This window comes from Klebsiella terrigena (genome assembly GCF_012029655.1).
GTDB lineage: Bacteria > Pseudomonadota > Gammaproteobacteria > Enterobacterales > Enterobacteriaceae > Klebsiella > Klebsiella terrigena.
Window position 1 is genome coordinate 154,516 of sequence record NZ_CP050508.1, and the last position, 21,300, is coordinate 175,815.

At 57.5% G+C, this 21,300-nt stretch carries 17 protein-coding genes and 1 pseudogene; 9 read left to right on the forward strand and 9 right to left on the reverse strand.

What is annotated here, in order from left to right; all coding sequences use genetic code 11:
• The first annotated feature begins 159 nt into the window (after window positions 1–159).
• Window positions 160–384: a hypothetical protein gene (locus tag HCK03_RS00745; RefSeq protein ID WP_041143194.1), complete on the forward strand. Its 225-nt coding sequence runs from the start codon at window positions 160–162 to the stop codon at window positions 382–384.
• On the opposite strand, the gene mtlR is transcribed toward HCK03_RS00745, so the two are convergent.
• The 3 genes from mtlR to HCK03_RS00760 form a co-directional block, all read right to left on the reverse strand.
• The gene (gene mtlR / locus HCK03_RS00750; RefSeq protein WP_083708723.1) at window positions 373–972 is read right to left on the reverse strand and encodes a mannitol operon repressor MtlR; all 600 of its coding nucleotides are present in this window, start codon (window positions 970–972) and stop codon (window positions 373–375) included. The genes HCK03_RS00745 and mtlR overlap by 12 nt on opposite strands.
• On the reverse strand, window positions 969–2,117 hold the full coding sequence (mtlD, locus tag HCK03_RS00755) for a mannitol-1-phosphate 5-dehydrogenase (RefSeq protein WP_076946265.1): 1,149 nt from the start codon (window positions 2,115–2,117) through the stop codon (window positions 969–971). The genes mtlR and mtlD overlap by 4 nt, the downstream gene beginning before the upstream one ends.
• A gap of 147 nt (window positions 2,118–2,264) precedes the next feature.
• Window positions 2,265–4,178, reverse strand: a complete 1,914-nt coding sequence (locus HCK03_RS00760; protein WP_041143191.1) for a PTS mannitol transporter subunit IICBA — start codon at window positions 4,176–4,178, stop codon at window positions 2,265–2,267.
• 538 nt (window positions 4,179–4,716) lie between these two features.
• Between HCK03_RS00760 and HCK03_RS00765 the strand changes: the two genes are divergently transcribed.
• The 7 genes and pseudogenes from HCK03_RS00765 (at window position 4,717) to HCK03_RS00795 (ending at window position 11,200) form a co-directional block, all read left to right on the forward strand.
• The gene (locus HCK03_RS00765; protein WP_041143190.1) at window positions 4,717–5,079 is read left to right on the forward strand and encodes a DUF3302 domain-containing protein; all 363 of its coding nucleotides are present in this window, start codon (window positions 4,717–4,719) and stop codon (window positions 5,077–5,079) included.
• Window positions 5,080–5,081: 2 nt separating this feature from the next.
• Window positions 5,082–6,218 (forward strand): HlyD family secretion protein, encoded by a 1,137-nt coding sequence (locus HCK03_RS00770; protein ID WP_041143189.1) that lies wholly within the window; start codon window positions 5,082–5,084, stop codon window positions 6,216–6,218.
• Window positions 6,219–6,308: 90 nt separating this feature from the next.
• Window positions 6,309–6,917, forward strand: a complete 609-nt coding sequence (locus tag HCK03_RS00775; RefSeq protein WP_115191683.1) for a glutathione S-transferase — start codon at window positions 6,309–6,311, stop codon at window positions 6,915–6,917.
• Between the two features lie 106 nt (window positions 6,918–7,023).
• The gene (selA, locus tag HCK03_RS00780) at window positions 7,024–8,412 is read left to right on the forward strand and encodes an L-seryl-tRNA(Sec) selenium transferase (protein WP_134528113.1); all 1,389 of its coding nucleotides are present in this window, start codon (window positions 7,024–7,026) and stop codon (window positions 8,410–8,412) included.
• Complete coding sequence (gene selB, locus HCK03_RS00785) at window positions 8,409–10,247, forward strand: selenocysteine-specific translation elongation factor (protein ID WP_167691026.1); 1,839 nt, start codon at window positions 8,409–8,411, stop codon at window positions 10,245–10,247. Before selA ends, selB begins: the two co-directional genes overlap by 4 nt.
• 35 nt (window positions 10,248–10,282) lie before the next feature.
• Window positions 10,283–10,570 (forward strand): annotated as a pseudogene (locus HCK03_RS00790) (IclR family transcriptional regulator domain-containing protein); the annotation flags it as partial.
• A gap of 141 nt (window positions 10,571–10,711) precedes the next feature.
• Window positions 10,712–11,200 carry a 4Fe-4S binding protein gene (locus HCK03_RS00795; protein WP_167691027.1) on the forward strand — a complete coding sequence of 163 codons (489 nt, stop codon included), beginning with the start codon at window positions 10,712–10,714 and terminating at the stop codon, window positions 11,198–11,200.
• An 18-nt stretch (window positions 11,201–11,218) separates the two neighbouring features.
• On the opposite strand, the gene avtA is transcribed toward HCK03_RS00795, so the two are convergent.
• Together avtA and HCK03_RS00805 are read right to left on the reverse strand one after the other, a co-directional pair.
• Window positions 11,219–12,475 (reverse strand): valine--pyruvate transaminase, encoded by a 1,257-nt coding sequence (gene avtA, locus HCK03_RS00800; protein ID WP_041143172.1) that lies wholly within the window; start codon window positions 12,473–12,475, stop codon window positions 11,219–11,221.
• Between the two features lie 174 nt (window positions 12,476–12,649).
• Entirely contained in the window at window positions 12,650–14,683 is a 2,034-nt protein-coding gene (locus HCK03_RS00805) for an alpha-amylase (RefSeq protein ID WP_141335146.1), read from the reverse strand.
• A 315-nt stretch (window positions 14,684–14,998) separates the two neighbouring features.
• Here HCK03_RS00805 and HCK03_RS00810 point away from each other — a divergent pair, with 315 nt between their 5' ends.
• Entirely contained in the window at window positions 14,999–15,817 is an 819-nt protein-coding gene (locus HCK03_RS00810) for a protein bax (RefSeq protein WP_071844863.1), read from the forward strand.
• Window positions 15,818–15,881: 64 nt separating this feature from the next.
• Here the strand turns inward: HCK03_RS00810 and xylR are convergent, their stop codons facing one another.
• From xylR to xylF, 4 genes are all read right to left on the reverse strand, one after another.
• Window positions 15,882–17,060 (reverse strand): D-xylose utilization transcriptional activator XylR, encoded by a 1,179-nt coding sequence (gene xylR / locus HCK03_RS00815; RefSeq protein WP_041143169.1) that lies wholly within the window; start codon window positions 17,058–17,060, stop codon window positions 15,882–15,884.
• Between the two features lie 124 nt (window positions 17,061–17,184).
• A complete protein-coding gene (gene xylH / locus HCK03_RS00820) occupies window positions 17,185–18,366 on the reverse strand; it encodes a xylose ABC transporter permease XylH (RefSeq protein ID WP_041143168.1) in 1,182 nt (393 codons plus the stop codon).
• Complete coding sequence (locus HCK03_RS00825) at window positions 18,344–19,885, reverse strand: xylose ABC transporter ATP-binding protein (RefSeq protein ID WP_041143167.1); 1,542 nt, start codon at window positions 19,883–19,885, stop codon at window positions 18,344–18,346. The genes xylH and HCK03_RS00825 overlap by 23 nt, the downstream gene beginning before the upstream one ends.
• A 65-nt stretch (window positions 19,886–19,950) precedes the next feature.
• Complete coding sequence (gene xylF, locus HCK03_RS00830) at window positions 19,951–20,943, reverse strand: D-xylose ABC transporter substrate-binding protein (protein ID WP_123552516.1); 993 nt, start codon at window positions 20,941–20,943, stop codon at window positions 19,951–19,953.
• Window positions 20,944–21,300 lie beyond the last annotated feature (357 nt).

Sequence of the window (21,300 nt, forward strand, 5' to 3'; positions counted from 1 at the left end):
AGTAAATTCTAATCACTTGAATACTAAAAGTATTATTAATAAAATAGCGCTGAGTTTCGATTCTGTGAAGCTCGACGAAACATAAGCACGTTTTCCTTAACCTCGACCCTTTTTTTAGCTAATTCTTAATAAGAGTATCCTTAAGAAGAGGAGGGCATAATGGCGAAAATTGGCGACGGCGTACCGCATATTATCGATAAGACGGTTGATTTTATGGCTTCAAGCCAGGCTTTTATGGAGTATCTGAAGAAATGCCCGCGCTTGCAGCACGTGCCGCGCGATATTCCGCAAAATAAAGAGGCGCTGTTTCTCAGTCGTCTGGAGTATTACAGGCAGCTGTATCGGCCAACCTGCGATGAGCATGAGCGGGAATCAGAGCGTTAGTTTCTGAAAAGCTTTTTTTAAGCTGATTCTCGAAATCAGCTCGGTCAGAGACAGCATCATCGTTGAGCGTACAACCTGCTGGTAGCGCAGCTTCTGCATTGCCAGCAGTTCTTCATCACTCTCATCAAACAGCGGCAGAGGCGGCAGCGCGCTGACGCAGTGCAGCTCACCAAAAGGCCCGAGGATCTCGTCGTCGGTAAAACCGTACTCGTTACCGTCGTGGTTGAGCTCTTCGCGCAGGGCCATAAGCAGCTCGGCGTCTTCGTATTCGGCGCGACTAATCACCCCAAGGCCGTAAATCAGCTTCAGGCGTACGGAAAGGTCGCCCAGCGGCCCGTCGCCGTCCAGCAACGGTTCCACTGCGTATTTCACCGCGTAATCATCTTTGCGGAATACCTGAAGCACCAGGATATTAACCGCCTCAGTGAGTAGCTCGACGGCGGCGATCAGGAAGCTTCGTACGGTTTTGCCAGCATTCAGACGCTCAAGCACGCGGTTTTCAAATGCCTGTGTTTCTTCCATTATTGCCTGCATATCTGACAGGAGTAGTAGTGGGCGCGGTTCGTGCCGCGCCTGTTCGTGCCTCATTTGATGGCGTTATAGTCGTTAACGGCCTCCAGCACCACGTCGCTTGCGGCATCCAGACCGGAAATCTGTGCCAGCGCAGCCTGCGGGCCTTTCTCGGCAATCAGCGCTGCCAGCTCCTGCGCCTGCGGGTCTTCAGCGCAGCGGAAGTGCATCGCAGCGGCGATCCCCTGCACCAGGTTTCGGTGCGGCAGAGCGTATTCCAGCGTGCCGAGCAGCGGCTTAATCAGGCGGTCGCCCGCGCTGAGTTTACGCAGCGGCTGGCGGCCAACGCGCTCAACGTCATCTTTCAAATACGGGTTCTCGAAACGACCAAGAATCTTCTGGATATAGGCGGCGTGCTTCTGGGCATCAAAGCCGTAGCGTTTGATCAGTACCGCGCCGCTCTCTTCCATGGCCCCTTTGACGACGGCGCGAATTTTCTCATCGAGGATCGCGTCGCGAATCGTCTGGTGACCCGCCAGTTTTCCGAGGTAGGCGGTTATAGCATGTCCGGTGTTTAAGGTGAATAGCTTACGCTCGACAAATGCCATCAGGTTGTCGGTTAACTCCATGCCCGGAATGGCGGGCAGAGCGCCCTTAAACTGGGTTTTATCGACAATCCATTCGCTGAAGGTCTCCACGGTGACTTCCAGCGGATCGTGGGTCGCGGACGCGGACGGCGGCACAATACGGTCAACGGCGGAATCGACGAAGCCAACGTGGGCTTCAACCCAGGCTTTGTCTTCTTCGGCCAGCGCGTTAAAGACGTGGCCCTTCAGCTGGGTGGTTCCGCGTACCATATTTTCACAGGCAATGATGTTCAGCGGGGCTTCAAGCCCCTGCGCCCTGCGCTTTACCAGCCCTTTAGCAATGGCCGGGGCGATGCGCTCCAGCACGACCGGGCCGACGGCGGTGGTGACCAGGTCAACGCTGGCAATCAGCTCAACGACCTCATCGCCGATGCTGCTCACGGCGTTGACGCCGGATACGGTATCCACCTGCTCATTTTCGCCGACCACGTGAACCTGATAGCTATGACGGGCGTTAAGGGCATCCAGAACGACCTGATTCACATCGGCAAATGTTAAGGTGATTCCCGCGTCGGCCAGCAGTTTACCGATAAAGCCACGCCCGATATTACCTGCGCCAAAATGTAATGCTTTCATAGTATTAACCTTCAATTAATGTTTTTACCTGAGAGGGCTGGGGTGAGGCTTTTCCCTCACCCTAACCCTCTCTCCGCATGCGGAGAGAGGCTTGTCTCTTTCTCGTTATCCCGGACGCCGGCGTCGGCGCCGCGTCCGGGCAACGGGCTACGCTTTGTTCAGCAGCGCCAGCACTTCTTCTACGCTGGTGGTGTGCGTCAGGCGCTCAATCACCGTCTCATCGTCCAGCGCGTTGGTCAGGCTGGTGATGACCTGGATGTGTTCGTTGTTGCGGGCGGCGATGCCGATGACCAGACGGGCAATGTCATCTTCCTCTTCGCCAAAACGCACGCCCTGCGGGTACTGACAGAACACCACGCCGGTTTTCAGAACGCGATCTTTCGCTTCGATAGTGCCGTGCGGTACCGCGATGGACTCACCCAGATAGGTGGAGGTCAGCTTTTCGCGATCCAGCATCGCCTGCACGTATTCCGGTTCAACGTAGCCGCCTTTAACCAGCTGCTCACCGGCAAAGAGAATGGCTTCTTCTTTGGTCGCCGCGTGACGACCGAGGAAGATATTTTCCGCCCCGAGCCTGAACAGCTGAGTGTCGGCAGCGTCAAAGCTGTCCTTCAGGCTGCCGCGAACCTTCTCTTCGTTATCGGTATGACGCTGCGCCGCGACCAGGCGTTCGGTCAGGCTGGTGTACAGGCCGCTGTCGAGGAAGTTGGTCAGCGAAATATGCTGAGCCTGCGGTACCTGGCGCATGGCGCGTTCGGTCAGGTCGCGGTGGGTAATCACCAGGTCAACGTCAGGCGGCAGGTTGTTAATCGCACAGTTGGTGACGGAGATATTGCCCAGTCCCGCATCCTGTACTTTCTTACGCAGCACGCCTGCACCCATGGCGCTGGAACCCATACCGGCGTCGCAGGCAACGATGATTTTGCGCACGTGGCTCAGGTCGTTAGCAACATCGCCGGCGGCCAGCGGAGTCGCCGCGCCTTTGGAAGCTGACTTCATATCCTGCATACGGCGGGTGGCCGCATCGATATCATCTTCTTCTTTCACTTTGCTGGTTTTCAGCAGAATGGCGGAGACCACGAAGGAGACGGCCATAGCGGCAACAATCGCCGCGATGTTGGCAAAATAGGCACCTTTCGGCGTCATTGCCAGCACTGCCAGGATGGAGCCCGGAGAAGCCGGAGACACCAGGCCACCGTTGAGGATAGTCAGCGTGAACACGCCGGTCATACCGCCGAGGATAACGGCGAGGATCAGACGCGGATTCATCAGCACGTACGGGAAGTAAATTTCGTGAATACCGCCGAGGAAGTGGATGATTGCCGCGCCGCCTGCTGACTGCTTGGCATTACCGCGACCAAAGAACATGTACGCCAGCAGCACGCCCATCCCCGGACCCGGGTTCGCTTCAATCAGGAAGAAGATTGATTTGCCCAGCTCGTGGGACTGCTGAATGCCCAGCGGCGAGAAGATACCGTGGTTGATGGCGTTATTGAGGAACAGGATTTTCGCCGGTTCTACGAAGATAGACGCCAGCGGCAGCATGTCGTGCACCACCATGAAGTTAACGCCTGCCGCCAGTATTTTGGACAGGACTTCAACCGCAGGGCCAATGCCGAGAAACGCCAGAATCGCCAGGATCATCCCGATGATGCCGGCGGAGAAGTTGTTCACCAGCATCTCGAAGCCGGACTTAATCTTACCGTCTACCCAGCTGTCAAAATGCTTAATCGCCCAGCCGCCCAGCGGACCGGCAATCATTGCGCCGAGGAACATCGGCATATCCGCGCCGACGATCACGCCCATTGTGGTAATCGCGCCGACCACGCCGCCGCGCTCGCCGCCAATCAGCTTACCGCCGGTGTAACCGATCAGCAGCGGCAGCAGGTAGGTAATCATCGGGCCGACCAGCTTCGCCAGCGTTTCGCTTGGCAGCCATCCTGTCGGAATGAATAGGGCGGTGATGATACCCCACGCGATAAACGCGCCGATATTTGGCATCACCATATTGCTAAGGAAACGACCAAAGCTTTGCACCTTGATCTTGATATCGGATGACATAAAACACCCCTTTTTCTGTTTTGCTTATCGCGTAGGCTAAAAGCCTGAGGCTTGTTGTTAATGTGGCGGCAGAGGAAGCCGGACCCTGATTGATAAAGCGAAATCTGGCACTGAATCGGAGAACTGTCCAGTGACCGGGTCTTTGTGTGATCTGTGTCACGTGAATATAGGCGATCGCGCGGTGTATATAGTGACTCACGTCACATAATGGCTGTGCAAAAAAGCGGCTTAGGGATAATTTGGTGCCGAAAATGCGCTTTAATGTGACAAAGATCGCAATTTTGTATCTGTGAATAATTGTTTATATGTGATGTTAATCACAAAATATCGTGACTTGTTTTTAGCGCCTGTGATCTCAGACAGATTCGCCATCGTTTCATCCGTCGAAATGTAACGGCAACCCGCCTCGCGCTGGCGATCGATTTTTTGCGCCATATGGTAAAAATGAGATGCGTGAATTATGATCAAATCATCAGTCAGGGTTCTATTTGACTGTCTACACATTGATATAATTTATTAGCGTAAATTCGAGGAAAATATGTTTCTCAATTATTTTGCGCTGGGCGTTCTGATCTTCGTATTTCTGGTTATCTTTTATGGAATTATCATCCTGCATGATATTCCTTACCTGATCGCGAAGAAGCGTAACCACCCACATGCAGATGCTATTCACGTCGCCGGCTGGGTAAGCCTTTTTACCCTCCACGTTATTTGGCCGTTCCTGTGGATCTGGGCCACGCTCTATCGGCCCGAGCGCGGCTGGGGCATGCAGCATCGCCCGGACGGAAGCCTTGCAGAAACGACAGAAGAACAGGACCTGGCGCAGCTCCAGCAGCGTATTGCCGACCTTGAGAAAAGAGTCGCTGAACGCCACTCTTCCGCCCGATCCCCGGAGAAATAACCATGGATCTGCTGATTATTTTGACGTACGTGGCGCTCGCCTGGTCAATATTTAAAATATTTAAAATCCCGGTAAATAAATGGACGGTACCCACCGCAGCGCTCGGCGGGATATTTATTGTTAGTGCGCTAATCTTATTAATGAACTACAACCATCCCTATACTTTCACCGCGCAGAAGGCGGTTGTCTCTATCCCTATTACGCCCCAGGTCACCGGCGTGGTCAGCAGCGTGACGGATAAAGCGAACCAGCGGGTGAGTAAAGGCGAGGTGCTCTTCACTATCGACCCCGTGCGCTATCAGGCAAGGGTGGACAGGCTGCAGGCCGATCTGGTCACCGCGCTGCACGGTATTAACAACCTCAAGGCGCAGCTCTCGGAGGCGCAGGCCAATACCGTTCGCGTTTCCGCAGAACGTGACCGGCTTTACAAAGACTATCAGCGCTACCTGAAAGGCAGCCAGGCGCGGGTGAATCCGTTTTCTGAAAGCGACATTGATAACGCCCGCCAAAACTACCTCGCTCAGGATGCGATGGTGAAAGGCTCGGTGGCGGAACAGGCGCAGATACAAAGCCAGCTGGACAGTATGGTTGGCGGAGAGCAGTCGCAGGTCGTCAGCCTGCGGGCGCAGCTGACCGAGGCAAAATATAACCTCGATCAGACCGTTGTTCGCGCGCCGAGCAACGGCTACATCACTCAGGTGCTGATTCGTCCCGGAACCTACGCGGCGTCGCTACCGCTGCGCCCGGTGATGGTGTTTATCCCCGAACAGAAGCGGCTGATCGTAGCGCAGTTCCGGCAAAACTCGCTGCTGCGGCTGAAAAACGGCGATGACGCTGAGGTGGTCTTTAGCGCCCTGCCAGGGCAGGTCTTTCACGGCAAGCTGACCGCTATTTTACCGGTGGTGCCCGGCGGCAGCTATCAGGCGCAGGGCGCGCTGCAGTCGCTGACCATGACGCCGGGCTCCGATGGCGTTCTGGCAACGATTGAGCTCGATCCGAATGCCGACGTCGAGGCGCTCCCGGACGGTATTTTTGCCCAGGTTGCGGTCTACTCTGACCATTTCACCCACGTTTCGGTGATGCGAAAAGTCCTGCTGCGTATGACCAGCTGGATGCACTATCTCTATCTGGACCATTAAGGCGAGTCCCGGCAGGCGGGCGCGAAGTCTCCCTGCCATTTGCCTGCTCCTGAACCATACTTAGATTTTTGTTGGCGAAAGGAGCAGGCAATGAAACTGATCGGCAGCTACACCAGTCCCTTTGTGCGCAAAATTTCCGTCATACTGCTGGAAAAAGATATTCCCTTCGAGTTCGTCAATGAATTCCCCTACAGCGAGGCCAGCGGCGTCGCAAAATATAATCCGTTAGGCAAGGTCCCGGCGCTGGTCACCGATGACGGTGAGTGCTGGTTCGACTCGCCGATTATCGCGCAATATCTGGAACTGCTCGGCGTGATGCCGGATATGCTGCCGAGCGATCCGAAGGCGGCGCTGAAAATACGCCAGCTGGAGGCGCTGGCTGACGGCGTGATGGAGGCGGCGCAGGCGCTGGTGCGAGAAAAGGCGCGTCCGCCGGCGCAGCAGTCGGAAACGGAGCTGCTGCGCCAGCGCGAGAAGGTGGCCCGCGGCCTGGATGCGCTGGAGGGGTACGCGGCCGACGGCACCCTGCGCGGCGATGAGATTAACCTGGCGTCGATCTCAGCGGCCTGTGCTATCGCCTATCTTAACTTCCGCCGCGTGGCACCGGGCTGGTGCGCGACGCGGCCTCGGCTGATTGCGCTGGTTGAGGCGCTCTTTCAGCGCGCCAGCTTTGCCCGCACGGAACCGCCAAGGACTTGACCCAGGCAGGTAACAGTTTGCGCGTGCAGGCGTTACAATCGTCGCTCAATTGTTGACTCCCTCTCCCGTCGGGAGGGGGGAAAATAACCTATCGCCAGGCTCATTCATGACAACCGATACTCGTGCGCTTTACACCCAACTTCCGGCCACCGACCGTCTGCTCCGCGATCCCGCCTTTTCATCCGTGCTGGCTCAATATGGCCATGCCCAGGTTGTCGCCCTGCTGCGCCAGATGCTGGAGCAGGCGCGGCAGCATATTCGCCTGAGCCAGGCGCTGCCCGACTGGTGCGGCGACTGGGCGCGGGAGGCCGAACGGCGGCTGGCGCAAACGACGGAAAGCGCGCTGCGCCCGGTTTTCAACCTGACGGGAACGGTACTGCACACCAATTTAGGCCGCGCGATTCAGGCCGAGGCCGCGGTGGAGGCGGTTACGCAGGCGATGCGGGCGCCGGTTACTCTTGAATATAGCCTCGACGACGGCGGACGCGGCCACCGCGACCGCGCGCTGGCGGATCTGCTGTGCCGCCTGACCGGCGCGGAAGATGCCTGCATCGTCAATAACAACGCGGCGGCGGTGCTGCTGATGCTGGCAGCAACGGCCGGCGGCAAAGAGGTCGTTCTCTCGCGCGGCGAGCTGGTGGAGATTGGCGGCGCGTTTCGCATCCCTGACGTGATGCGTCAGGCGGGCTGCGTTTTACACGAGGTGGGTACCACCAACCGCACCCACGCGAAAGATTATCGCCAGGCCGTGGGGGAGAATACTGGCCTGCTGATGAAGGTGCATACCAGCAACTACAGTATTGAAGGCTTTACTAAAACCGTAGATGAGGCGGAGCTGGCGGCGGTGGGACGCGAGCTGGATATTCCGCTGGTGGTCGATCTGGGCAGCGGTTCGCTGGTGGACCTGAGCGAGTACGGCCTGCCGAAGGAGCCAATGCCGCAGGAGATGATTGCCGCCGGGGTCAGCCTGGTGAGCTTCTCCGGCGACAAGCTGCTGGGCGGCCCGCAGGCGGGGATTATCGTCGGTGAAAAGGCGATGATTGCCCGCCTGCAGCAGCACCCGCTCAAGCGCGCGCTGCGCGCCGATAAAATGACTCTTGCGGCGCTGGAGGCCACCCTGCGCCTCTACCTGCATCCGGAAACCCTCGCCGAGCGCCTGCCCACGCTGCGCCTGCTGACCCGCACCGCCGAAGCCATCCACGCTCAGGCGGAGCGCCTGCAGCCGCGGCTTGCCGCGCACTATGCTGACTTTGAGGTGCGGATAGAGCCCTGCCTGTCACAAATCGGCAGCGGCTCGCTGCCGGTGGATCGCTTGCCCGGCGCGGCGCTGACCTTCACCCCGCGCGATGGCCGGGGTAGCCGGCTGGAGGCGCTGGCAGCCCGCTGGCGGACGCTGGCGGTGCCGGTGATTGGGCGAGTTAGCGATGGCCGCCTGTGGCTGGATTTGCGCTGCCTTGAAGATGAATCGAGGTTTATGGAGATGTTATTACCATGATTATTGCTACCGCCGGACACGTTGACCACGGTAAAACCACGCTGCTGCAGGCGATTACCGGCGTGAATGCCGATCGCCTGCCGGAAGAGAAATCCCGCGGGATGACTATCGATCTGGGCTACGCCTACTGGCCGCAGCCCGATGGCCGGGTGCTGGGCTTTATCGACGTGCCGGGCCACGAAAAGTTTTTGTCCAATATGCTGGCGGGGGTGGGCGGTATTGATCACGCGCTGCTGGTGGTGGCCTGTGACGATGGCGTGATGGCGCAGACCCGCGAGCATCTGGCGATCCTGCAGCTGACGGGAAAACCGTCGTTGACCGTTGCGCTAACCAAGGCCGATCGCGTGGAGGCGCAGCGCGTGGACGAGGTGCGCGCCGACGCAGAGGCGGTGCTGGCGGAGTTTGGTTTTACGCCCGCCGCGCTGTTTGTCACCGCCGTACCGTCCGGGCGCGGAATTAGCGCCCTGCGTGAGCATCTGCTGCAGCTCTCTGAGCGCGGGTATCCGCAGAATCAGCGCTTTCGCCTGGCGATCGACCGCGCCTTTACCGTTAAGGGCGCGGGGCTGGTGGTCACCGGTACGGCGCTCAGCGGCGAAGTGAAGGTCGGCGACACGCTGTGGCTTACCGGCGTCGATAAGCCCGTGCGCGTGCGCGGTCTGCATGCGCAGAACCAGCCGGTCGAGCAGGCGTGGGCCGGCCAGCGCATTGCGCTCAATATCGTTGGCGATGCGCAAAAAGAGGCGCTAAACCGCGGCGACTGGCTGCTGTCGGTTCAGCCTCCCGAACCGTCCGAGCGGGTGATTGTCGAACTGCAGCGCCACGCGCCGCTCACCCAGTGGCAGTCGTTACATATCCATCATGCCGCCCGCCATATTACCGGCCGCGTATCGCTGCTGGAGGGGAAGCTGGCCGAGCTGGTGCTCGATAGCCCGCTGTGGCTGGCGGATAACGATCGCCTGGTGCTGCGTGATATCTCCGCCCGCAGCACCCTGGCAGGCGCCAGAGTGGTGACGCTCAATCCGCCGCGCCGCGGCAAGCGTAAGCCGGAATACCTGCAGTGGCTGCATACGCTGGCGAGCGTCGACGACGATGCCCTGGCGCTGGAGGTGCATCTTCAGCGTGATGCGGTGCGTCTCGGCGAGTTTGCGTGGGCCCGGCAGCTTAGCGAAACCGGTCTGGCTGCGCTGATGGGCCAGCCCGGCTATCTTCAGGCGGGCAGCAGCCTGCTCAGCGCCCCGCTGGCGGCGCGCTGGCAGAGCAAATTAATCGACGCGCTGACGCGCTATCACGATCAGCATCGCGATGAGCCGGGTACGGGACGCGAGCGCCTGCGGCGCATTGCCCTGCCGATGGAGGACGAAGGGCTGGTGCTGCTGCTGATTGAGCAGATGCGCGAAAGCGGGGTTATCCACAGCCACCACGGCTGGCTGCATCTGCCGGAGCACAAGGCGGGCTTTACCGATGAGCAGCAGGCCATCTGGCTCCGGGTGGTCGATCTGTTTGCCGATGAGCCCTGGTGGGTGCGCGATCTGGCAAAAGAGAGCGGCGTTGAAGAGTCCTTAATGCGTGCGGTGCTGCGCCAGGCGGCACAGCAGGGCATGATTACCGCGATCGTTAAGGATCGTTATTACCGTAACGATCGGATTGTTGAATTCGCCGGGCTGATCCGCGAGCTGGATCTCGAAAGGGGATCGACCTGCGCCGCTGATTTCCGCGATAAGCTGAACGTCGGCAGAAAGCTGGCGATCCAAATTCTCGAGTATTTTGACCGCATTGGCTTCACCCGTCGGCGCGGAAACGATCATATTCTGCGCGATAAGGCGCTGTTTCTTTGAGCCTCATCGGCTAATTCCCGGAGGAGGCGCTTGCCGCGCCCGCCGCCGGGAGTTACCGCTTAACCACCAAATTTATCGCCGTCGGGCAAAAAGCCCTGACCTCGCTGAATATTATCCACGTGGCTGCGCCGCATCTTGAAGCGCTAAACCTCTCTACCGGGGAAACCATCAACTTCTCCAGCCGCGAGGACGATCACGCCATTCTGATTTATAAGCTGGAACCGACGACCGGGATGCTGCGTACCCGCGCCTATATCGGCCAGCATATGCCGCCGCTGACGCGCAACACCATTACGGAGCTACCGGCGATGTACGACGAGCTGGGATTTACCTTGCGCGTGTAGGCAAAAAGCCGGATGTCGTTAGGCAGATGACAGATCTGGCAACAATCCCCGCCGGGATCAAAGCGAAGGCGGCTCATTTTCTGGCACTCTGACGGTAATCAACGTTATGCGGGGTGGAAAATGAACCGTTTTATCACTGCGGATTCGGCCAGATGCATCGGCTGCCATACCTGCGAAGTGGCCTGCGTGGTCTCCCATCAGCACGACCGAAACTGTTCGACCGTTTCTGCAACGCAGTTTGCGCCACGCATTCGGGTGGTAAAGAGCGGTGAGCTCTCCACGGCGACGCTGTGCCGCCAGTGCGAAGATGCGCCCTGCGCCAACGTTTGTCCGCAGGGCGCGATCCGGCGGGAAAACGCGGTGTGGCGGGTAGATCAGCGGCGCTGTATTGGCTGCAAAAGCTGCATGGTGGCCTGTCCGTACGGCGCGATGACCGTCATGATGACCGACGATGGCGTGCAGGCGCTGAAGTGCGATTTGTGCAGCCATAGCGAGGACGGCCCGGCCTGCGTGGCGGCCTGTCCGACCCAGGCGCTGCGCTGTATGACGGCGGAGGAGCTGGAGAGATTAAGCGCCGGGCGCCGTCGGCTGACGGCGCTGGCGATGTAGCGGGACGACAGCGCGCGATTACGCGTCCTGTTCGCCCCACGCGCGTTCAACTTCTTCGGCGAGAATTTTCACGCCGGCTTCAATTTTCTGCGGGTCCGGCACGTAGTTCATCCGCATGCACTGGTGGGTGTGCGGCCAGGGCTTATCAAGGCCCGGGAAGAAGTAGTCGCCCGGCACCATCAGCACGCCGCGCTTTTTCAGGCGCTGATAGAGCAGCTCGGTGGAAATCGGCAGATCCTTAAACCACAGCCAGAGGAAAATGGCGCCTTCCGGCTTATGGATCAGGCAGCGCTCCGCCGGCAGATAGCGGCGAATAATGGCGATGGTTTCCTGAACCCGCTGGTAATAGAACGGCTTAATCACCGTCTCCGACAGGCGCAGCAGATCGTTGCGCTTAATCATTTCGCACATCATCGCCGGGCCCATGCCGCCCGGAGCAAGGCTGATAATGCCGTTCATATTACTGATGGCGGTAACGATCTTCTCGTTGGCGATGATAATCCCGCAGCGGCTGCCCGGCAGACCGAGCTTGGAGAGGCTCATGCACAGCACGATATTGGGGTTCCATAGCGGCCTGGCGTCGCTGAAAATAATCCCCGGGAAGGGAACGCCGTAGGCGTTATCAATGACCAGCGGCACGCCGTGCTGATTGGCCAGCGCATCCAGCTTGATCAGCTCTTCGTCGGTAATCACGTTGCCGGTAGGGTTAGTCGGGCGGGAGACGCAAATCATCCCCGTCTCTTCCGTCACCTGCAGATGCTCAAAATCCACATGATATTTAAACTGGCCTTCGGGCAGCAGTTCGATATTCGGGCGGGTGGCGACGAACAGATCCTCTTCGAGACCCGAATCGGCGTAGCCGATATATTCCGGCGTCAGCGGGAACAGCACCTTACGGGTGGTGCCATCAGCACGGCGTCCGGCAAAGAGGTTAAATAAGTAGAAAAATGCACTCTGACTGCCGTTTGTCAGTGCAATATTCTGTGGTTCAATCTCCCAGCCGAGTTCATCACGCAGCATCTGCGCCAGCAGGCTTAGCAGTTCGCTTTTGCCCTGCGGACCGTCGTAATTACAAAGCGCATCAAGGGCTTTACCGTTAGCCAGCATGTCGGCAAGCAGGTCCTTGAAGTAGTCATTCATTTCCGGGATTTGCGCGGGATTACCGCCACCCAGCATGATTGCACCCGGCGTACGCAGGCCGTCATTAAGGTCTTCCATCAAACGGGTAATGCCCGAATGGCGGGTGAATTTGTCGCCGAAAAGTGAAAATGTCATCGCGAATAATCTGTCGGTATGTCTGGAAAGTGGGTAACCATAACGCCAGCGTTGGCGAGGTGCAAATCTGCGGAAACGGAGAGGGTTTTGTTATTGTGCTGAGTTGTCTGTTTTTTATAGCGATTTATTCTGTTGCGGCACCCTCGATAGCCGAAGGTGCCGCTTATCCGTGGGCTAGCGCTGGCCTGCCCAAACGACCATCACTTTATCATCGCCGTTTTCGCGTACAAAACCGTAGCCCTGCGGCAGGGTGAGGGTGGTTTGCTTGCCCATACCGATAGCCGGGTGGCGGGCGCGGAACTGGCCGAGCTTCTGCCAGTGCGTCACGCTAAGCGCGGCTTTGCCCGCGACGTCCTGCCAGTTCATATCCGAGCGCGTGCCCTGCAGCGGGTCTGAGCCGGTCGGGCCAAAGGGCCGCGAGGACTCATCGCCGTAGAAGATTTGTACCGCGCCAGGGGCGAGCAGCAGCAGTTCGGCCGCCGAGCTGCCGCCTTCGCGGAACAGGCGCGTATCGTGCGATGAGAGGTAGCTCAGGACGTTAAACTGCTGCAGCTTGTCCGCCATTTGCTGCCAGGTCAGGTCCATATTGGCCAGGCAATCGGCGGCCTTCGCCGCCTGATCCTGATAATCGAAGTTAATCATCGCGTCAAAACCGTGGCGATAGTAGTCGCTCTGCATGACGCCGTGGCCCCAGGCCTCGCCGGTCATCCAGAACGGCGCGTTATCCAGCGCCTTATCGGGGTTGGCCTTTTTCCACTCCGCCAGCGCCGCGGTCGCCTGGGTTTTCAGCTGCTGCCAGGCGGCCTGCTCGACGTGCTTGGCGGTATCGACGCGGAAACCGTCAATACCGTAATCACGCACCCACTGGCTGAGCCAGTGGGTCAGGTAGTCGCGCGGCGTGAATCCGGGGATCTCTTTGGCAGCGGTATCCGCTTTCTGATGATAGAAGTTCGGCAGGCCGGAAGGGGTTGTCGATTCCGTTTTCAGGTCCGGCAGGAAGGCCAGGGACATGGTCAGATCGTCAAAGCCGGGGTTGTCGTAGTCGCCGATATCGGTACGGATCCACTGTTTCCCCCACCATTTTTCCCAGCCGGCCTTATCGCTAAAGTTGATGTAATCGTTAAAGCTGTGCCAGCTCTGGCCCGGGCCGGGCTTCCAGTCGGTCCAGCGTTCGCCGAACGTCTTTTTCAGCTCATCGCCCTGCAGATACAGGGAGCCAAATTTGAACTCCTGCATATCGGCGAGCGTCGCGTAGCCGGTGTGGTTCATCACGACATCAAACAGGATGCGCATGCCGCGCTTATGGGCCTCATCGACGAGGCGACGGAGGTCGGCTTCGGTACCCATGTTGGCATCCAGCTTCGTCCAGTCCTGCGCGTAGTAGCCGTGATAGGCGTAGTGCGGGAAGTCCCCCTTGGTTCCGCCGCCAACCCAGCCGTGAATCTGCTCCAGCGGGGAGCTTATCCACAGCGCGTTGACGCCCAGCTGCTGGAGATAGTCGAGCCGGCTGGTCAGGCCCTGCAGGTCGCCGCCGTGAAAGGTGCCGATCTCCTGCATGCCGTCTTTGTGCCGCCCGTAGCTGTTGTCGTTGGCGGGGTTGCCGTTAACGAAGCGGTCGGTGAGCACGAAATAGACCGTGGCGTTATGCCAGCTAAACGGCGCGGTGGCGTCGGTTTCCGCCCGTTCGAGCAGCAGCAGGCCGTTGCTGTTGGGGGCCGGCTGGAGGGTAACCTTCCCGCCGCTCACCGTCGCGATGTTGCCGCTGTAAAAATCACGCACCTTGCTGCCTTCTGCAAAGGTCTGGCCGACGGCAATCGTCAGCGGCTGGCCCTGCCATTTCGGGCACTGGCGCAGCTGGGGCGCCGCCGCTGACGCCGTTTCGGTCTCTTTGAGGGAGATCATCAGCGTTGGCGTGCCGGAGCGGGTATCGACATCGAGGGTGTACAGGCCTTCGCGGAAAACTCGCCACTGCGCGGGCGCGCCGCGGCAGGGCTCCATGGAGAGCATTTGGTTGAGTTTTATGGTTCCGACCGGCTGCCAGCACTGTTGGTCAAAATTTATTTGCAGCGGACGTGTACCCTTCGCCACCTCGTTTTGGCTAATGAATCTGCCGGTGCCTTCTTCGGTAAAGGTGGGAAAGTCAGGGGTGGTCCAGGCGGCGAAGGCCATCCCAGGCAACAGTAGCGACGCGAGAGCAGCGAGTTTCATGCCGAAGTCCTGTAAGCGGTTTTTTGTTCAGTTTGCCCGTCCGACCGCGGGATGAACTCATCCCACTCGTGCTTTTACGGGGAGGATGAAAAGGGGTGAGTGATTCAGTTCAAAAAATAGCCAAAAAATGAGACGGCGCTAGCATTTTCGCGACCTTTTCAGCGTACGGAAACCGATTTCAGGTGACAGCTTTTCGGAATTGGACTATTTCTGTTAGTGCTCTCACTGGGTATTTTTGATACTATTCGCGATTCAATTAACGTTTTTTCGCATAAAACAAGGTGTTGGAATGCATATATCCGACCAGGAGATCTAATGATATCGATTCCCATTCGACGATATGGGGCTGCGATACTCATGTTACTTACCTGCATATTTTCAGGTAGTGTGTTGGCAACAACCCACACGGCAACAACGAGTCATAAAGCCCCGATAGTAAAGAAAAGCAGTAGTGTTAAGGTCAGCAGTAAACAAGAGTATTCTCGCAATAGTGTAAAGAGCAGTTCACTTCCTGATTTGCGAAAATACCCTTCCGGAACACCAAGGAAAAAAGCGTTTCTCCGGACAGTGATGCCTTATATTACCAAACAGAATCAGGTGATTACCGCCGATCGTAACTGGCTTGTTACCAAGCAGTATGATTCCCGCTGGTCGCCGAGCGAGCGCACGCGTCTGAAAGATATAACCTCTCGCTATAAGGTGAAATGGTCTGGCAACACGCGCCGTATTCCCTGGAATACGCTGATGGATCGCGTCGACATTATTCCTAACAGCATGGTTGCCACCATGGCGGCGGCCGAAAGCGGCTGGGGTACGTCTAAGCTGGCGCGCGTAAACAACAATCTGTTTGGTATGAAGTGTGGCGGCGGCAACTGCAGCGGTGCGATGAAAGGCTATTCTCAGTTTGATTCTGTAGAGCAGTCGGTTCAGGCCTACGTGACCAACCTGAACACGCATCCGGCGTACAAATCCTTCCGCACCTCCCGCGCGCAGCTGCGTAAAACGGACCAGGAAGTGACCGCCAGCACGATGATTCATAAGCTGAAGGGCTATTCGACCAAAGGGTCGAGCTATAACAACTATCTCTTCGCGATGTATCAGGATAACCAGCGTCTGATTGCCGCACATATGTAATGCAAACCCTATAATGAAAAATGCCCGGCGCGCTTGCCCGGGCATTTTTTTCGCTCTTTTCCCGCTACATCATCACTTCGCTGTGCCGGTCGCGGTACTCCTTCGGCGTGACGTCGTACTCTTTCTTAAACACGGAATAGAAATACTGCAGCGACGGGTAGCCGCACATCTGCGAGATTTCATTAATCGACAGCGTCGTCGAAACCAGCAGGCTGCGCGCCTTCTCCAGTTTCTCGCTGTGAATGACCGTATGAATGGTTTCGCCCACCTCCTCTTTAAAGCGCTTCTCAAGGTTCGATCGCGAGATCCCGACGGCGTCCAGCACCTGCTCAACCTTGATGCCCTTGCAGGCGTGATTGCGGATGTAGTGCATGGCCTGGATAACCGAAGGGTCGGAGAGGGAGCGGTAGTCCGTCGAGCGTCGCTCAATGACCCGCATGGGGGGAACCAGCCTGCGCTGCAGCGGCAGCGCTTCTTTATCCAGCAGGCGGTGCAGCAGCTTTGCCGCCTGATAGCCCATCTGGCGGGTGCCCTGGGCCACTGACGATAGCGCCACGCGCGACAGGTAGCGGGTCAGCTCTTCGTTATCGATGCCGATGACGCACAGCTTTTCCGGTACCGGAATATGCAGCAGCTCGCAGGCCTGCAAAACGTGGCGCGCGCGGGCGTCGGTAACGGCGATAATCCCCGTTTGCGGCGGCAGCGTTTGCAGCCAGTCCGCCAGGCGGTTCTGCGCGTGCTGCCAGTTTTCCGGCGCCGTCTCCAGCCCCTGATAAACCACGCCGCGATACTTCTCTTTTGCCACCAGCTGGCAAAATGCGTGCTCGCGCTCGACGGCCCAGCGCTTGCCGCTGGAGGTCGGCAGCCCGTAAAAGGCGAAACGATGAACCCCTTTCTCTTTCAGATGCAGGAAGGCGCTCTCAACCAGGGCGGCGTTGTCGGTAGCGATATAGTGAACCGGCGGGTAGTCCTCAGGGCGATAGTAGGAGCCGCCCACGCCGACGATCGGTACCTCGACGCCGGCCAGCAGCTTTTCAATTTCGGGATCGTCATAATCGGCGATCACCCCGTCTCCCAGCCACTCTCTGATGTTCTCTATCCTGGCGCGGAAGTCCTCTTCGATAAAAATGTCCCACTCCAGCTGCGACGCCTGTAAATATTCGCCAACGCCTTCCACAACCTGCCGATCGTAGGCCTTGTTGGCGTTGAATAACAGCGTAATACGGTGACGCTTTTCAAACATAATCTCGTTCCCTGGTCTCTCTTGCTGGCCATACAATACCGGCCAATGCCCGAACTATTACAAGCTACTTATGCGTAAATCTGGCGGTAGCGCAAATAATTCGGGCATTCTGCTGTCCAGCGCCTCAGGCGCGCCGCTTGGTGGCGGAATCCATCCACACCGCCAGCAGCAAAATGGCGCCTTTAACGATGTATTGCCAGAAGGTGGCGACGTCCATCATGCTCATGCCGTTATCCAGCGCGGACATGATAAAGGCTCCCATCACCGCCCCGGCCACGCTGCCTACGCCGCCGGCAAGGCTGGTGCCGCCGATAACGCAGGCGGCGATGGCGTCAAGTTCGGCAATGTTGCCCGCGGACGGAGAGCCGGCCCCCAGACGCGAGCTGAGGATCAGCCCGGCAATCGCCACCATCAGACCGTTAATGGCGAATACCGCCAGCTTGGTCCGCTCTACGCTGATGCCCGACAGGCGGGCGGCCTCAATGTTGCCGCCGATGGCGTAAATCCGCCGACCAAAGGCGGTGCGGGTGGCCAAAAACATACCGGCCAGCAGCAGCGCGGCGAGGATCAGCACCGGCGTAGGGACGCCGCGATAGTCGTTCAGCAGCCAGATTGCGCCGAGGACAAAAACGGCGGTAAGGGTCTGGCGGCCGACGGCAGCGGTGGAGGCGGAGGTGGTTAACCCCAGCGCCTGGCGACGCAGGCGGCCGCGCCACTGCCAGATAATAAAGGCGGCCATGCCGACAACGCCGATACCGAAGCCAATGCCGTCCGGCAGGTAGCTCTGGCCGATTTGCGACATCGCCGGGCTGGTCGGGGAGACCGTGGTGCCGTTGGTGATGCCGATCAGAATCCCGCGGAATGCCAGCATGCCGGCAAGAGTGACGATAAACGAGGGCACCTTGCGATAGGCGACCCACCACCCGTTCCAGGCACCCAGCAGCAGCCCCATCGCCAGCGTCACCACAATAGTGAGCGGCAGCGGCCAGCCGAGCCAGACGTCGAAGATGGCCGCCGCGCCGCCGAGAAGCCCCATCATTGAGCCGACGGAGAGGTCAATCTCGGCGGAAATAATCACGAAGACCATTCCCACCGCGAGGATCCCGGTAATGGCCGTCTGCCGCAGCAGGTTAGAAATATTGCGCGCGCTCAGGTAGGCGCCGTCGGTAACCCAGGTAAAGAACAGCATGATGACCACGATGGCGGCGATCATGACGAAAACCTGAAGGTTCAGGCTCTTTAATCCGGGCAGGGCGGCGGAGGCTGATGGGGCCAGTTTTATCTCAGACGGCGTGTTTTTCGACATGGTGTTCGCTCCTCAGTGCGGCTTCCATTACCTTTTCCTGGGTCAGACCCTGGTTGATTAAGTTGGCTTTCAGTTTGCCTTCGTGCATGACCAGCACCCGATCGCTGAGCCCGAGCACCTCCGGAAGCTCCGACGAGATAACGATAACGGCGATCCCCTGCTGCACCAGCTGATTAATCAGCTTGTAGATTTCGTATTTCGCGCCGATATCAATGCCGCGAGTTGGCTCATCAAGAATTAAAATACGCGGGTTCAGCAGCAGGCAGCGGGCGAGGATCGCCTTCTGCTGATTGCCGCCGCTGAGCCGGCCGATGGCCAGATCCGGCGATGAGGTTTTGATTTTTAGGCGCTGGATAGACTGCTGAATGCACAGCTGCTCCCCGGCGTCATCGAGGCTGCTTAGCGGGCCGCTAAACTGGTCCAGCGCGGCCAGGGTGATGTTCTTGCCGACCGCCATCACCGGCACGATGCCGTCTTTTTTACGATCCTCCGGCACCATAGCGATACCCTGAGCAATCGCCTGCTGGCAGTGATGAATCGCCACCGGCTGGCCGTCGATATAGATTTTTCCCTCCCAGCGGCCCGGCCAGACGCCAAACAGGCACTGGACGGCCTCGGTACGCCCGGCGCCGACCAGCCCGGCAATGCCGAGGATTTCACCGCGATGCAGCGAAAAGGAGATATCGTTTACTCGTTTAATATGGCGATTGACCGGATGCCAGGCGGTTAAATTCTCAACGCGCAAAATCTCGTCGCCGCGGGTATGCGGCTCGCTGGGGTAAAGGGCGGTCAGCTCGCGGCCGACCATCATGGTAATAACATCATCTTCGTTCATGCCGCTGGCGTCGCGGGTACCAATATGCTGGCCGTCGCGAATCACGCAGATGGTGTCGGAGATCGCTTTGACTTCGTTGAGCTTGTGGGAGATATAAATACAGGCGATGCCGTGATTTTGCAGATCGCGAATAATGTTCAGCAGGATTGCCGTTTCCTGTTCGGTTAATGAAGCGGTGGGCTCATCGAGAATCAATAAGCGCACCTGCTTGTTGAGCGCTTTGGCAATTTCAACCAGTTGCTGCTGGCCAAGACCTAAATCCCCGACGCGCGTATCGGGTGATATCGCCAAATTGACCTGAGCCAGCAGCTTCTGGCAGCGTAGGGTCATGGTTTCATAATCCAGCAGGCCGTGACGGGAAATTTCAGCGCCGAGGAAAATATTCTCCAGCACCGTGAGATGTTTTACCAGCGCGAGCTCCTGGTGAATGATGGCAATGCCCTTACGCTCGGTATCGCGAATATGGGCGGCCTGCAGGGTTTCGCCAGAGAAAATAATCTCGCCCTCATAGCTGCCGTGCGGATAAATGCCGCACAGCACCTTCATCAGGGTGGATTTTCCGGAACCATTTTCGCCACACAATGAGACAACTTCCCCGGCGTTAAGCCGCAGACTGACATTATCAACGGCCTTCACCGCGCCGAAAGATTTGGTAATGTTCTTCATTTCAAGTAACCAGGACATAGATGCTCCGCATAAGCGATATCCGGCTGGACGAGAATAACGCCCCGGTTAAGGGGCGTCGGGGGTTACAGTTCGCTCTTTTTGTGGAAACCGTCTTTAATCACCGTTTGTTCAATATTGTCTTTATTCACTTCAATTGGCGTCAGCAGACGCGACGGGACGTCTTTCAGGCCGTTGTTTAAGGTAGTGTCAGCGTGCGGCACCTTATCGTTACCGAGCTCAACGGCAATTTCTGCCGCGGTGGTGGCAAGCGTCACGATGGGCTTATAAACCGTCATCGTCTGGGTACCAGAGATAATGCGCTTCACTCCGGCGAGGTCGGCGTCCTGACCCGAGATCGCCACTTTCCCCGCCAGCCCCTGGGCGCTTAACGCCTGGATTGCCCCGCCGGCGGTGGCATCGTTTGAGGCCACGACCGCATCAATTTTGTTATTGTTGGCGGTCAGCGCGTTCTCCATTATTTTTAACGCGTTTTCCGGCAGCCAGCCGTCGACCCACTGATCGCCGACAATTTTGATTTTGCCCTGATCGATATAGGGCTTGAGCACCTTCATTTGCCCGGCGCGGAAGAGCTTGGCGTTATTATCTACAGGCGAGCCGCCCATCAGGAAATAGTTTCCCTGGGGGACTTTATCGACCAGGCTTTTGGCCTGCATTTCGCCGACTTTTTCGTTATCGAATGAAATATAGAAATCAATATCTGCGTTATTAATCATACGGTCATAGGCGAGAACTTTGATTCCCTCCTGCTTCGCTTCTTTAATAACGTTACTTAAAACCTGACCGTTGTAAGGAATAATGACAAGAACATCAACGCCGCGATTTATCATATTTTCAATTTGCGACATTTGCGTTTCTTCGTTGCCGTTGGCAGACTGTACAAATACTTTCGCGCCTAATGATTCAGCCTTGTTGACAAAAATATCGCGATCTTTCTGCCAGCGCTCCAGTCGAAGATCGTCAATGGCCATACCAATTTTAACTTCTTTAGCAATACCCGCCATGCTGGTCAGAATGAGTGAAGCGCAGAGCGTGAGGCAAAGGTTCTTTATCTTCATAATAATAATACCTTTTTGTAAAGTGCAGGATAAAACGAGCGGTAAAAGCAGACGGCCTGATACGCTGAAGATTCTTAACGGGGAAATGGGTGCTGGCAATTACCTGTGCTTATTTTGGCGTTATGAAATTTAGTTTATTTGCTGATTTATGACCGCGATCTTATTTTAATCTTTAAGGCCTCAGGGATTGTGCCGATCTTTCATTGGGATAGGCCATAAATAGCGAATAAGCCGGTTATTTTTGCGATCTGGCGCACGTTTGCGGATTCTCTTAACGGCGGTGTGAAATAACGTAATTGAGGAAAGTAAAACAGCAATTCTATATTGGCTTATGAATTATTACCCGCCGCATCCCTG